Annotated in this window: 14 protein-coding genes and 1 tRNA gene; 1 reads left to right on the top strand and 14 read right to left on the bottom strand. The window is 42.2% G+C overall.

The genetic code is table 11. The features are described from left to right. Nucleotides 1–115 precede the first annotated feature (115 nt). Complete coding sequence (gene clpP, locus P5G49_RS14215; protein ID WP_301244788.1) at nucleotides 116–718, bottom strand: ATP-dependent Clp endopeptidase proteolytic subunit ClpP; 603 nt, start codon at nucleotides 716–718, stop codon at nucleotides 116–118. Nucleotides 719–905: 187 nt separating this feature from the next. Here clpP and P5G49_RS14210 point away from each other — a divergent pair. Beyond that, a tRNA-Arg gene (locus P5G49_RS14210) sits at nucleotides 906–977 on the top strand. A 196-nt stretch (nucleotides 978–1173) separates the two neighbouring features. Here the strand turns inward: P5G49_RS14210 and P5G49_RS14205 are convergent. The 13 genes from P5G49_RS14205 to P5G49_RS14145 all read right to left on the bottom strand — a co-directional run bounded on the left by P5G49_RS14205 (nucleotide 1174) and on the right by P5G49_RS14145 (nucleotide 12911). Next, the gene (locus P5G49_RS14205) at nucleotides 1174–1431 is read right to left on the bottom strand and encodes an HPr family phosphocarrier protein (RefSeq protein WP_301244786.1); all 258 of its coding nucleotides are present in this window, start codon (nucleotides 1429–1431) and stop codon (nucleotides 1174–1176) included. A 34-nt stretch (nucleotides 1432–1465) separates the two neighbouring features. Then, nucleotides 1466–2413 carry a DNA-binding protein WhiA gene (gene whiA, locus P5G49_RS14200; RefSeq protein ID WP_301244784.1) on the bottom strand — a complete coding sequence of 316 codons (948 nt, stop codon included), beginning with the start codon at nucleotides 2411–2413 and terminating at the stop codon, nucleotides 1466–1468. Between the two features lie 27 nt (nucleotides 2414–2440). After that, nucleotides 2441–3424 (bottom strand): gluconeogenesis factor YvcK family protein, encoded by a 984-nt coding sequence (locus P5G49_RS14195; RefSeq protein ID WP_301244782.1) that lies wholly within the window; start codon nucleotides 3422–3424, stop codon nucleotides 2441–2443. 4 nt (nucleotides 3425–3428) lie between these two features. Then, the gene (gene rapZ / locus P5G49_RS14190) at nucleotides 3429–4316 is read right to left on the bottom strand and encodes an RNase adapter RapZ (protein WP_301244780.1); all 888 of its coding nucleotides are present in this window, start codon (nucleotides 4314–4316) and stop codon (nucleotides 3429–3431) included. Next, nucleotides 4316–4798, bottom strand: a complete 483-nt coding sequence (locus tag P5G49_RS14185; RefSeq protein ID WP_301244778.1) for an 8-oxo-dGTP diphosphatase — start codon at nucleotides 4796–4798, stop codon at nucleotides 4316–4318. The genes rapZ and P5G49_RS14185 overlap by 1 nt, the downstream gene beginning before the upstream one ends. Before the next feature lie 243 nt (nucleotides 4799–5041). Then, complete coding sequence (trxB, locus tag P5G49_RS14180) at nucleotides 5042–5992, bottom strand: thioredoxin-disulfide reductase (RefSeq protein WP_301244776.1); 951 nt, start codon at nucleotides 5990–5992, stop codon at nucleotides 5042–5044. A gap of 96 nt (nucleotides 5993–6088) precedes the next feature. Further along, a complete protein-coding gene (locus P5G49_RS14175) occupies nucleotides 6089–7603 on the bottom strand; it encodes a tetratricopeptide repeat protein (RefSeq protein ID WP_301244891.1) in 1515 nt (504 codons plus the stop codon). Between the two features lie 91 nt (nucleotides 7604–7694). Then, nucleotides 7695–8228 carry an acyltransferase gene (locus P5G49_RS14170; protein ID WP_301244774.1) on the bottom strand — a complete coding sequence of 178 codons (534 nt, stop codon included), beginning with the start codon at nucleotides 8226–8228 and terminating at the stop codon, nucleotides 7695–7697. Next, nucleotides 8225–8878: a pyrophosphatase PpaX gene (gene ppaX / locus P5G49_RS14165; RefSeq protein ID WP_301244772.1), complete on the bottom strand. Its 654-nt coding sequence runs from the start codon at nucleotides 8876–8878 to the stop codon at nucleotides 8225–8227. The genes P5G49_RS14170 and ppaX overlap by 4 nt, the downstream gene beginning before the upstream one ends. Beyond that, the gene (locus P5G49_RS14160; RefSeq protein ID WP_301244770.1) at nucleotides 8871–9815 is read right to left on the bottom strand and encodes a nucleoside recognition domain-containing protein; all 945 of its coding nucleotides are present in this window, start codon (nucleotides 9813–9815) and stop codon (nucleotides 8871–8873) included. Before P5G49_RS14160 ends, ppaX begins: the two co-directional genes overlap by 8 nt. A 15-nt stretch (nucleotides 9816–9830) precedes the next feature. Further along, nucleotides 9831–10637, bottom strand: coding sequence for a prolipoprotein diacylglyceryl transferase (gene lgt / locus P5G49_RS14155; protein WP_301244768.1), 807 nt, complete (start codon nucleotides 10635–10637; stop codon nucleotides 9831–9833). Nucleotides 10638–10640: 3 nt separating this feature from the next. After that, on the bottom strand, nucleotides 10641–11579 hold the full coding sequence (gene hprK / locus P5G49_RS14150) for an HPr(Ser) kinase/phosphatase (protein ID WP_301244766.1): 939 nt from the start codon (nucleotides 11577–11579) through the stop codon (nucleotides 10641–10643). Between the two features lie 174 nt (nucleotides 11580–11753). Continuing rightward, complete coding sequence (locus P5G49_RS14145; protein ID WP_301244765.1) at nucleotides 11754–12911, bottom strand: DUF4097 family beta strand repeat-containing protein; 1158 nt, start codon at nucleotides 12909–12911, stop codon at nucleotides 11754–11756. Nucleotides 12912–12955: the final 44 nt, after the last annotated feature.

The raw sequence follows: 12955 nt of genomic DNA, 5'->3' as shown, positions 1-12955 counted from the left end.
ACTCAAACTCGAGTCCGTATCCTATTTATCGTATGTAGGACAAAAAGGTTTCAAACATTTTTCGGATAATTAAAAAACCGACTCCATAAAGAGAAGTCGGTTTGCAAAATGGGACTTATTTTTTCAATTCTTTCATGTCGCTGCGTGTGATAATATGGTCAATCAAACCGTATTCTTTCGCGCGTTCAGCAGTCATGAAGTTATCACGATCTGTGTCTTTCGCAATTACATCAACAGGTTGCCCTGTACGCTCAGAAAGAATCGTATTCAATTTCTCGCGTAGGAAAAGAATGCGTTTCGCAGCAATTTCAATTTCAGTTGCCTGACCTTGTGCTCCGCCAAGCGGTTGGTGAATCATCACTTCCGCATTTGGAAGCGCATAGCGTTTTCCTTTTGTTCCAGCTGTTAATAGGAAAGATCCCATTGACGCAGCCATACCGATACAAATTGTTTGGATGTCCGGTTTGATGAATTGCATCGTGTCATAAATCGCCATCCCAGCAGTGATGCTTCCGCCTGGGCTGTTGATGTAGATGGAAACGTCCTTTTCTGGATCTTCCGCTTCAAGGAATAGCAATTGCGCAACAATGGAGTTGGCAACATTGTCATCGATTGCGCTGCCTAACATGATAATCCGGTCTTTTAAAAGACGGGAATAAATATCATAAGCGCGTTCACCCCGGTTTGTTTGTTCAATAACTGTAGGTATTAGATTCATGATAAATCCTCCTTTTTAGGTGGTTCAAATTTAAGCGTGTTGCTGAAATTAGTTATTTCAACTGTACACCTATCATACATACTATGGTCAATTAAGGTCAAATATAACGCTTTTAAAATTGCTATTGCATTCTTATGGCTTTATTTGTATAATGAGTGTTGTCTGTTACCGACAGACTCTATATTTCGTCCTCGTGGTGCAATGGATAGCACGCAAGCCTCCGAAGCTTGAAATGTGGGTTCGACTCCCGCCGAGGGCATATAAGTTGTATAAAGAAGCCTGTAAACATTTATGTTTACGGCTTTTTTTATTCTACGCTATACTCTTGTTTACGTCTAGCTCCGGGCGCTAGATGCTCGGGTCATAAGTCAAATCTACTATGTGGCAAAAACCGCCACTCCGTATCTTCGACTTATGCCTGTCGCATCTAAGCAAGCGCCCTCCGCTTTTGTATGTTAATTCTCTTTTTCAACAAGCAAGGCCAATGTGCTGATCGCTTGTTCTTCATCTACACCTTCCGCGATCAGTGTTACTGAAACGCCTTTAGCGATTGCAAGGCTCATCACGCCCATAATGCTTTTAGCATTTACTTGGCGTTCATCTTTTTTCAAGAACACGTCAGATAAAAATTTATTCGCTTCTTGGACGAACAATGCAGCTTGTCTCGCCTGTAAGCCTGTCTTCAATTTCACTTCAACTGTTTTTTCTGCCATCAATCATTCGACTCCTTTCTGCCATTACAAATTCTTAACGATGCGCAATCCCGCCGCTTCGAAGATTTTCTGCGATTTCTTCTATTTTCCTCAATCGATGATTCACACCGGATTTACTGACGGTACCGCCAGATACCATCTCACCAAGCTCTTTTAACGTGATGTCCTGATGTTCAATACGTAGCTGGGCGATTTCTTGCAGACGGTCTGGTAATTGGTCCAAGCCAATCGTACTTTGGATGAACTTGATATTCTCAACTTGCCTTTGCGCGGCACCTATTGTTTTATTCATATTAGCTGTTTCACAGTTAACAAGGCGGTTAACGCTGTTTCGCATATCCCTTATGATTCGCACATCTTCAAATTTCATTAATGAAACGTGTGCGCCGACGATGCCAAGGAAATCGGAAATCTTTTCTGCTTCTTTCAAGTATGCGATATACCCTTTTTTTCGTTCAATCGATTTGGCATTCAGCATTGATTTATTCATCAAGTCAACGAGGGCCTCGCTATGTTCCTTATAAAATGAGAAAATTTCCAGGTGATAGGATGATGTCTCTGGGTTATTGACTGAACCTCCAGCTAAGAATGCGCCCCTCAAATAGGCTCGCTCGCAGCATTCATCCTTCACTAATTCAGGTACAATCTCATTTTTGAATTGAAACGTTCCCGTTAATATATATAAGTCCTCCAATAAATGCTTTGCACCGTCACGGATCCTGCATATGTAGACGTTATTCTTTTTCAAACGCATTTTTTTACGGACCAATAATTCAACTTTATATGGGTAAAGCCGTTTTATGTTGGAATATAGCCTTCTTGCGATTGCAGCATTTTCAGTCTGCACATCCAAGCTTAGTTGCTTGTTGGAGAAAGATAATGCTCCGTTCATCCTTATAAAGGCGGCTATTTCTGATTTCACACAGCAATCATCCGACTCAATATTCGTTAATTCCTTTTTTACTTCTGATGCAAAAGACATGACTGTCCCCCTCCCTCTCGGCGATGATCAAGTCTCCTTGTTTACATCCTTGCCTTTCATATACTCCATAACCCATGCAGCAACCTTATCAGCATCATGAATGATGCGTCCCTCGGAAAAAGTGGAGATGTCTTCAAGAACGATGTCAGGAACAAGCAATTTCAATGCTTCGATATCATTCTCTACGGGCAATTGAACTTCTGGTGGCTCATTTCCCTGTAAGAGTGTTTCAAAGTCAGTATTATTCAACAGAATCGTATCAATGAACTTGCTGCCCGCATGATCAAACAATGCCAACACATGCTCGGAAGCCGTATACTGATACGTTTCACCTTCCTGTGTTGTCAGGTTATTGATGTACACCCTTTTAGCTTTGCAGGTTAACATGGCATCTCTTATGCCTCTAACAAGGATTGTCGGAAGGATGCTTGTATATAAGCTTCCTGGACCAAATATGATGAGATCCGCCTCTTCGATGGATTTAACCGTTTCAGGCAACGGTTCAACCTCTTGAGGTGAAATGTAAACCTTGCGTATTTTACGTCCATACCCTGGAATTTTAGATTCGCCGGTTACAATTGTGCCATCATCAAGCTCAGCATGCAAGGTGATCTTTTGGTTTGCAGCAGGTAATATTTTACCTTTGATGTTCAAAACCTGACTCATTTTTTCCACAGCACGCGCAAAATCACCTGTAATATCCGTTAAAGCAGCAAGCATCAGGTTGCCTAATGAATGTCCTCTTAAATCATCCGAAGTCGTAAATCTGTATTGGAACATTCTTTCGATTAACGGTTCTACGTCCGAAAGTGCTGCCATCACTTGCCGGATATCGCCCGGAGGAGGAATGTTATATTGGTCCAACAACCTACCTGAACTGCCACCGTCGTCAGCTACTGTTACAACCGCAGTGAGTTCAACGGGATAATTTTTCAATCCCCGTAGCATAGTGGACAACCCGGTCCCGCCTCCGAAAACGACGATTTTCTTCATATTCCCGGATTGCAGCATTGTGTCAACCCTTTCTCTTTTCCACATCCCGATGTGTAATTAGTGTTTTATATTCTTCTCTGAATCGGTTTCCAAAGTACTCCGCCAACGTCACAGAACGATGTTGGCCCCCTGTACAACCGAATGCTACAACGACTTGTGATTTACCCTCATTTTTATATTGCGGTATGATGAATTTAAAAAGGTCTGTCAGTTTGTCGATCAAAACCTGTGTGTCATTCCACTTTAAAACATAATCGTAGACATCCTTATCTAGTCCGGTCATCGGTCTAAGATCTTCGATGTAATAAGGATTCGGTAAAAAGCGTACATCAAAAACAACATCGGCATCTATCGGCATCCCATGCTTAAACCCGAATGAGATGAAGTTCAATGTGAATGCGGTGTCGCCTTTGAAAGAGAAAGTGGACATGATTTTTTCACGTAACTCTCTCGGTTTGAGTTCGGAAGTATTATAGATGAAACGCGCTCGGCCCCTCATTTCGGAAAGCAATGTTCTCTCTTTTCGAATCCCGGTAAGGGGGAGCCCACCCTCCGCCAGTGGATGTGATCTTCTTGTTTCTTTATAGCGTCTTACAAGAGTTTCGTCATCTGCATCCAAGAACAGAAGCTTAGATGAAACCCCTTCCATTTGCAGTAAATTATCCAATGCCCCGATCAACGCGTCAAATAGGTCGCCACCTCTTGTATCCATGACAGCAGCAATCCGTCTCATCTTGTTTTCCGACTTCATCATCAGGTCTAAAAATGTAACTAAAAGCTCTGGGGGTAAGTTATCGATGCAATAAAAGCCTAAGTCTTCGAAGCTTTGCATCGCTACCGTTTTACCGGCACCAGACATCCCGGTAATAATGACCAATTCAACATCGCTGTTCGGTAATTCGTTTTCCATTATCGTAGATCGCCCTCCATCGAGTTTTGTAGACGCTCATCTAACAGTTCGAACTCTTCTGTATAATAAAATGTACCATATTGGACACCGTTTTTGGAGACGGCAAATAATAAATTGGAGCGGTCGCCTTCAGCCATTGGCAACGTTTTCAAACTTTCGATCTCGTGCCATTCAAGCAATCCTTCCCGATTGGACTCGTATGGTGTGCCTACAAGATCCTTGGCGACGAATGTGTACAGCATCCACTCGTCGATCAATTCTTTGGATTCACGGTCCACAATCATCATCGTGAAAATCCCTTTGACGTGCGGATCTACTGGTGTTGCGCCAGTTTCCTCCTCAAATTCGCGGATTGCGGCTTCGTAGATTGATTCGCCTGAATCCATCTTACCTCCGGGGGCAACATACCAATTTCTTCTTGGTTTTTTTAATAGTAGTACTTGATTGTCTTTAACGACAAGTAAGTTAGCAATTCTTTGCATCTGATTTCCTCGCTTTTTAGAACATGCATAGTTCTATTATACAATGTTTACACCCTAAACAACAAAAAAAGAAGACCACCTGCGATTTTGCATCTGCAGGCAGCCTTAAAGTAGTTCTATATAAAAGGGGGGTCAATTACTACTCTTATCATAACCTTTATGTGTTGCATTTGAGTTACAGCAATATTAAGGTTGCGTTAACGTTTTTAAAAAAGAGACCCATTCCTGGATCTCTTCCTTCAATCAAGCTTTAGCAGATAGTCTCTCTGCAAGTTCTTCGATATATTTTTGGCATGCTTGCGCCGCGATACTTCCGTCGCCAGTTGCTGTTACGACTTGGCGTAGTGTTTTTTGACGCACATCGCCTGCTGCGTAAATGCCGGGAACTTTCGTTTCCATTTCTTCATTTGTCACGATATAGCCGTGTTCATCCAAGATGTCCAAGTTTTTGAATGGGGCAGTTAATGGATCCATGCCGATATAAACGAACATACCTTCAGTCTCCATCACTTTTTCCGTACCATCCTCAGTGGAGACAAGTGTGACAGAACCGATTTTGCCGTCTTTTTCATTCACTTGCTTAACAGTTGAATTCCAGATGAAATCGATTTTTTCATTCGCAAACGCACGGTCTTGCAAGATTTTTTGTGCACGCAATTCGTCACGTCGATGAATGATTGTTACTTTGTCCGCGAAGCGAGTTAGATAAGCTCCTTCTTCAACAGCGGAGTCTCCACCGCCGATAACAACGATGTCTTTCTTTTTGAAGAAGGCACCGTCACATACAGCACAATAGCTGACGCCACGGCCAGTCAACTCAGCTTCACCTGGAATGCCCATTTTTCTATACTCAGCACCTGTTGTAATAATAATCGCACGTGCTTTATATTCTTTTTTGCCGGAAATGATCGTTTTGTAGCTTTCACCGTCAATGACTTCGTTTACGTCCCCGTACGCATATTCTGCACCGAACGTTTTTGCGTGGTCAAACATCTTCTTGGAGAGATCCGGGCCTAAAATTGATTCGAACCCTGGGTAGTTTTCAATCTCTTCCGTGTTCGCCATTTGTCCACCTGGAATTCCACGTTCTAACATCAGGGTCGACAGGTTGGCTCTGGATGTGTACACAGCTGCAGTCATACCTGCCGGGCCAGCACCAATAATAATGACGTCATATATTTTCTCTGTTGTCATTGGTTTTCCTCCTCATACATTACACTGACCAAATCGTATAAGATTTATCAAATCCAATCAATCTATTTGCTTGGAGGAGTTGAGCGCATGGTGTTTTCACTCACTAAACTGCGGCAAAAACTCCATTAATTTATGAACATACTTCGTCAATGTAGGTACGGAAATGCCATAGCTCTTGGCAATCGCTGTTTTGGTAACTCCCTTATATCGCGAAGATTGGAACATATAATCAGTGGCAGCAGCCAAGGCGGCTGGATTCCTGAAGTCAAATGATCGAGTAAGTGCCACTTCGCAGAGAGTGAACCACATTTGGAAAAGATGCGTTCCCTGCTTATCAAGAGGCTGATAATTATCGTACATCAAATCGGTCGTTTTGAGAGCCCTCATAAAGGAATGGTCAAAATCAGTTTCCAACGTGAATTCATAATTGAGGCTATGGGCTAAAAACAGCTGTTCAATGACACTCAACTTTTCCAAGTCAATATATTTCGGATGCGAAATGATTTCTTGTTTATGGGCTGACTTCCCCAATAAATAAAAACCTAACATCCGCTCACTCCGATATTTATTCATAATCTTGCCTAATAGGAATTCACGATCCTGTTCATATGATTCAGGTGTAGATTCCGACTGCACACTTTTCCAAGGCTCTAAACCAGACTTGCTTGGATCGATTTCGACCAATTTTTCATATGCTTCTTTGGCTGCTGCTTCATTTCCAGAGAAATAAGCGGAATGGGCGAGCCAGAAATAATAGCCTGCGTCGCCTTCAAACCCTTTTTTCTTCAGGCTCCTGAGCCACCCGTATGCTTCCTTATGTTTACCGACCAAAGCGAATGTTGCGCCTAATTTATATCGATGTATGAATTGATAAGGTTTTATCTTCAAAAGGAGTTCAAGCAATGAATCCAATTCCTCTTTGTCTTTCTCGTAATAATAAAAGACAGCAAGATTACATAGTGCATGAATATTACCTTTATTTTTTTCAAGTACTTCGTAAAGTAATTCCTTTGCCTGTTCGATTTTTCCGATGTAGAAATAAGCTAACGCCAAATTATTATAAGCGGCCCAAAACTCTGGATGATCGACAATGATGGACTCAAGAATTTCGATGGCTTCGTCAAACAGTCCGCCTTCCATCAATCGTCTTGCCTTTTCTTGAAGGAAATACACTTCCCCATCCGGCATTTCTTCTTCGTCGAAGAAGTCTTCCTCTTGCTCGGCAAAATCAATGATTTCCATTGAATCATCGGCTAAAGGTCCGTCTGGAGCTAACGCAATATATTTTTCAGCGTAAATTTTCGCATCGCGAAGAAGACCTAAATGAGCATGGACTTCCGCTAAATAGAAGATGATGTCCTCTTCTTCCGGATCAATGCCATGTGCAGCCGCGAGAATCTCATAAGCTTCCTCGAACATGCCCTCTTCCATTATAAGAATGCCGTATTGCATAAGAATGAGCGGATCATTTGGACTTAACTCAACAGCACGTTGCAAATATTTATGGGCATCATCATAGCGTTCACGTTGCATCGCTTTAATGCCCTTCTGATAATAAAATTCACCGTCTGGGACAAAGGAAATAATTTTTTTATCTATGTTCCTATGCATTTTATCCAATCAAATTTCCTCCGCAAAAATTAGAAAGGAACGTACTATAAACGTTCCTCCACTAAAAATTATAACATAACTTCCATACCCGTCATTCAATTTCTTGACACTTCTCTTTTTGCTTGCGCTCCGCCATCTGTTCGGCAGTATAAATAATCCGTACAGGATTTCCGCCCGCCAACGCACCTGCTGGAATATCGCGATTCACGAGTGATGCCGCGGAGACGATCGCACCATCCCCGATTTCAATACCTGGAAGGATTGTCGTATTGGCGCCGATCATTACACGGTCCCCGATCACTACATCCCCAACCCGGTATTCTTCAATCAGGTATTCATGTGCAAGAATGGTTGTATTGAAGCCAATAATCGTATTGTTGCCAACTGTAATTCGTTCGGGAAACATTGTATCTGGCATCACCATAAGAGCAAAAGACGTTTTATCGCCTATTTTCATCCCTAAGAATGTGCGATAGATGAAATTCTTCATCGGAATAAAGGGCGTATATCTCCCTATCTGAATGAAGATGAAATTCTTGGCGACTTTGAAAAATGAGACCGTCTTGTAAATATGCCAAAGGGAGTTCGCATTTCCTTTAGCCGGAAAACGCTCCGTGCGCCTCAAACTTCTTCCCCTGCCGTAATCTCTAACAAGTCTGAAATATGCTGGAGAACAAAATCAGGCTCCAACTCACGTATGAATTTTTCCCCTTTTATCGACCAGGCCACTCCAGCTGTGCGAACTCCTGCATTTTTCCCACCTTCGATATCATGAGAATTATCACCGATCATGAGCGTTTCTTCCGGTGTGGAATTCAATCTTTCCATCGCAAGAAGTAACGGTTCAGGATGGGGCTTCGCATTTTGCACATCATCCAACCCGATTACCGTGTCGAATAGATTTTGGATTGAAATTAATTCCAAACCTTTCCTGATCATATCATTCCGTTTCGTCGATACGATCGCCATCTTCATCCCATTGTTTTTCAATTGCCTCAGCGTCTCGGTAACGCCGTCAAATTCAGTTGCCAATAGATCATGATTTGCATAATTCCACTCACGGTATTCCTTCATAAGTTCTGCATATTTTAATGGATCCACTGCTTCCATCGTCTCTCTCAAAGTCGGTCCAAGGAACGGAATGATATCCACCCGTTCGTATTTTCCCGGATAATGGGCGTCAAGGACGGTCTGAAACGTTTGGATGATCAATTCATTCGTATCTAACAATGTTCCATCAAAATCGAATAGTAATGTTGTGATTTTATTAGCCATTTAAGACAGTGACCTCCTTTTCCTTCCTCCGCTCGCTTTGCCTCCAGAAATAAGCCACTGCAATTGTCAAAACGAATGCAGTCACGAGGCGAATGATCAGCAACGGTAGTATCGGAATCCCTAAAGGTATGAAGATGAGCGTATCCTCCACTACCGCATGACAGGCGATGAGGAAAATGAAGGCAAGTGTCGCATCCTTCTTGCTTACACCATCTTCCTGCACCGCTTGGATCATGACACCAGCACCATATGCCAATCCGATGACAAGGCCTGCAACAAGCGTCATCGATGCATTTGGTTTAACCCCAATGACCTTCGTGAAAGGAGCAAGCTTCTCCGAGAATTTCTGCAAGTAATGATTATCCTTTAAATACTGAACAATAATCATCAATGGGATAACAATTAGCGCAAGCTGCAATACACCAAAGGAAGCCTTTTGCAATCCCATTAAGCCGATTTCCACCCAGCCTTCCGGAATCGTCGCAATTTCTGGAGCCATTCCGTACTTAGCCAGTTCACTTCCGCCACTCCAAAACACATTAATAATGACTGCTGAGAACGCCGCTAATCCGAATCGTACGAGTAAGACGATCCATAATTTAACTCCGACCTTTAACGCAACCCCTGTTTCGATAAAAAGATTATGCGAAAAACTGAGCATTACAGCTAAGATGAAAACTTCCTTCACTGTCAGATCAAGTGAAAGTATGCCCGCGATACCGGCGTATAAATTCAATGCGTTTCCAAGTACCAACGGAATGGCCGCTTCCCCACTTAGTCCAAATAACCCCATGAAAGGTGCGACAAGCTTCACAACCCAAGGTAAGATTGGAGTATGTTGTAAAATGACGACTAAAATCGTTATCGGAAAAATGATTTTCCCTAACGTCCATGTCGTCTTCAAACCCGCATTCAACCCAGTTCTTAATGTCTGCATTTCCCCAACCCTTTTCTATTTATCCTGATAAACCACTTTAACTTTCTTGACGAACCTTCTATAAACGAACATAATCACACCGAATAGGATTGCAATGATCGATACAATTTGAGCAGCGCGAAGATCGCCACCATACAAACTATCCGTTCTCATTCCTTCGATGAAATACCTTCCGATTGAATACCACACTAAATAAAAGAAGAAGATCTCTCCACGCTTCAAGCGCACTCTTCTTAGGATTAGAACAATGATAAGACCGACTACATTCCATAGGGATTCATACAGGAACGTCGGATGGTAGGTAACTCCCTCGATCGTCATTTGATTCATTATCCAATCGGGAATCCAAGTGTTTTCAAGAAATTGTTCCGAAACAGGGCCGCCATGCGCCTCCTGGTTCATGAAGTTACCCCATCGACCAATGATCTGGCCGATTAAAATTCCCGGAACAGCTATATCCACCACTTTCCAGAAAGAAACACCGCGTTTCTTAGTGAAAAAGTACGTTGTTAAAAAGGCTCCGATCAATGCACCATGAATCGCGATGCCGCCCTCCCAAATTTTAAACATTTCGGCGGGATTATCCCTATACGAGTCCCAAGAGAAAATAACATAATAGATCCGTGCACTTATAATGGAAATTGGTACTGCCCAAATAAGGAGATCCGTTAAAAAGTCCGGATGCATTCCACGTTTCACCATTTCTTTTTGAACGACTAAGAATGCAAGAATAATTCCAGTTGTTATTAAAATTCCATACCAACGGACCGATATGGGGCCTAATTCAAAGGCTATTGGGTTAATTGTTAGAAAATCGAACATTATTTACTCTATCCCTTCTACATTGCTATTTTGGATAGCCATATCAAGTCTTTTCGAAAATGTTTCTGCCGCATTAATGCCTAATCGCTTCATGCGATAATCCATTGCTGCCACTTCAATAATTACCGATAAATTCCGTCCAGGTCTGACAGGTACCGTAAGCTTCGTCAAATCGGAATCCATGATTTTCATCTTCTCTTCATCAATGCCTAAGCGGTCATAAACTTTGTCTGGATCCCACACTTCAAGGTCAATGACCATCAGGATCCGCTTGTCATCCTTCACTGCACTTGCACCGAAAAGAGTCATCATATCGATAATGCCGACTCCACGTATTTCAAGCATATGATTTAATAGTTTCGGGGCGTTACCGATTAGAACATTTTTAGCGACTTGTCGAATCTCTACAGCATCGTCCGCAATAAGGCGATGTCCCCTTTTCACAAGTTCCAGCGCGGTTTCACTTTTACCTACACCGCTTTTCCCTGTAATTAGGACCCCGATTCCATAGACGTCTACAAGCACGCCATGTACGGTTGTCATTGGAGCCAACTGGCCTTCAAGGAAATTTGTCAACATCGATGAAAATCTTGTTGTTGGATGTTCCGTCTGAAGTACGGCGATATTTCGTACTTCCGCCAATTCTTTCAACTCAACCGGACATTGCATATTATGTGCAATAATGAATGCAGGTGTTTCGGCTGTACATAGTCGATCCATGCGATCGAGCCGTTCGCCCGGACTTAGTTTATTAAAAAAGGAGACCTCTGTCTTACCAAGCAACTGTACACGTGTATTCGTATAAAAATCAAAGTAGCCCGCCATTTCAAGTCCTGGGCGTGAAATGTCGCTCATTGCGATCGTTCGCTCGATTCCGCCTTCGCCAGCTAACAGTTCGAGTCCAAATTGGTTTTGAACATCCTTTATTGTTACAACAGACATATACACCCATCCTTTCCTCCACCGTTAAACCTATGTTCCATTTTACCATGAAGAATCACATTTGAAATAATTTCGTCTGAATTTGTACATCTTTCTGGATGTCCTACTATCATTTCCACTAAAATAAAAAAACTGTAGCACCCAATTTCTTGGGTCCTACAGTCTAAAACTCATTCAGTCATGCTTGACAGTATAGCAAACGATTACTGAGCCTGTTTTTGCTTCGCCATGAATAGAAAGTGGCGGCGTCGTTTCGTTTTCAGCAACCTTCGAGAAGCTGATTGTCCGTTGAAGGAATTGCTCTTGCTCATTCGTCTTGTTGACATCTTTCAACTGAAGATCCAAGCGTCCCATATTCGTAGAAATTTCACCGCGTAACGGAACGTCGGATGGAATATACATCTCTACAGTTCCACTTACTGTTTTCGCATCTATTCTCTGGGCCGCATCATCAGTTGTTGTTACAATAACATTGCCGTTCAGCGATTTTGCTTCAACATCTTTTAATTTACCTAACAAATAGACGCGTCCATTCATCGTTTCGGCTTCAATCATCTCTCCGGAGCCTTCATTCAGCCGGATTGAACCATTCCCTGTTTCAAGTTCCGCCTCTTTAAAGTCAATCCGCTCCAAGTCGACCTTGCCGTTCCCCGTTTTAATATTGAATCTATCAACGGTTAGGTCTTTCATTGCAAAATGGCCGTTCAGGAGTCTTGCTGAGATTTTATTATACTCTTGCTTCGGGATAAAAAGATCTACATTTACTTGAATCAGCTTTAAATCGCTAAGTAAGCGCAGCTTCCCTTCATCTATCAAGAAGATCAACTTATCAAGGAATTCCTTCCTTGCTTCTTCTTCGGTTTTACCGCCGTATGCTTTAACAACGAAATCGGCTTTTATTTCGGGAGTGTCTGTTGCATGAATAATTATATTCCCATTATCAACGTCAATCAGTATTTCATCTAAATCATCCGCTTCTTTTACAATGGAATGATGGAAGATGGAACTTCCGCCAAAAGGTTTGTCGAAATCGAACCCTTTCATTTTATCGACGGCTGTCTGCATGAATTGCATGAAGCGGTCACCAACTGTGACAAAGTCTTTCTTTATGTCTTCAATGAATTCATCCATGGATGGATCTTTCTTATTTTGTGAATAAGATTGATGCTTTCCTTGTTCGGATCTGTTTTCATTTGTAAAGACCACTTCTTCCGCCTGATCGGAACTTCCCGTAGGGGGTTTTTCCATCGCTTCCAAAAGAGTTAAGGCTTCATCCATTGAAATTGTACCGTTTTCCAGCATTGTCAAGATACGTTTGCGTTCGTTTTGCATCTTTCCGCCTCCTAGTTTGGTATACCTTTTATTTCAACTTCAGC

Source organism: Sporosarcina highlanderae (genome assembly GCF_030433715.1).
Lineage (GTDB): Bacteria > Bacillota > Bacilli > Bacillales_A > Planococcaceae > Sporosarcina > Sporosarcina highlanderae.
The sequence above is the reverse complement of the archived record's forward strand: the minus strand, read 5'-3'. Positions and strand labels throughout refer to the sequence as shown.

Bases quoted from the DNA above. Each gene is read 5' to 3' on its own strand.
- whiA (WP_301244784.1), bottom strand. From the start codon at position 2,413: ATGTCTTTTGCATCAGAAGTAAAAAAGGAATTAACGAATATTGAGTCG.
- ppaX (WP_301244772.1), bottom strand. From the start codon at position 8,878: ATGGCTAATAAAATCACAACATTACTATTCGATTTTGATGGAACATTG.
- lgt (WP_301244768.1), bottom strand. From the start codon at position 10,637: ATGTTCGATTTTCTAACAATTAACCCAATAGCCTTTGAATTAGGCCCC.
- trxB (WP_301244776.1), bottom strand. From the start codon at position 5,992: ATGACAACAGAGAAAATATATGACGTCATTATTATTGGTGCTGGCCCG.
- P5G49_RS14185 (WP_301244778.1), bottom strand. From the start codon at position 4,798: ATGCAAAGAATTGCTAACTTACTTGTCGTTAAAGACAATCAAGTACTA.
- hprK (WP_301244766.1), bottom strand. From the start codon at position 11,579: ATGTCTGTTGTAACAATAAAGGATGTTCAAAACCAATTTGGACTCGAA.
- clpP (WP_301244788.1), bottom strand. From the start codon at position 718: ATGAATCTAATACCTACAGTTATTGAACAAACAAACCGGGGTGAACGC.
- P5G49_RS14160 (WP_301244770.1), bottom strand. From the start codon at position 9,815: ATGCAGACATTAAGAACTGGGTTGAATGCGGGTTTGAAGACGACATGG.
- P5G49_RS14205 (WP_301244786.1), bottom strand. From the start codon at position 1,431: ATGGCAGAAAAAACAGTTGAAGTGAAATTGAAGACAGGCTTACAGGCG.
- P5G49_RS14195 (WP_301244782.1), bottom strand. From the start codon at position 3,424: ATGCTGCAATCCGGGAATATGAAGAAAATCGTCGTTTTCGGAGGCGGG.
- rapZ (WP_301244780.1), bottom strand. From the start codon at position 4,316: ATGGAAAACGAATTACCGAACAGCGATGTTGAATTGGTCATTATTACC.
- P5G49_RS14145 (WP_301244765.1), bottom strand. From the start codon at position 12,911: ATGCAAAACGAACGCAAACGTATCTTGACAATGCTGGAAAACGGTACA.
- P5G49_RS14175 (WP_301244891.1), bottom strand. From the start codon at position 7,603: ATGCATAGGAACATAGATAAAAAAATTATTTCCTTTGTCCCAGACGGT.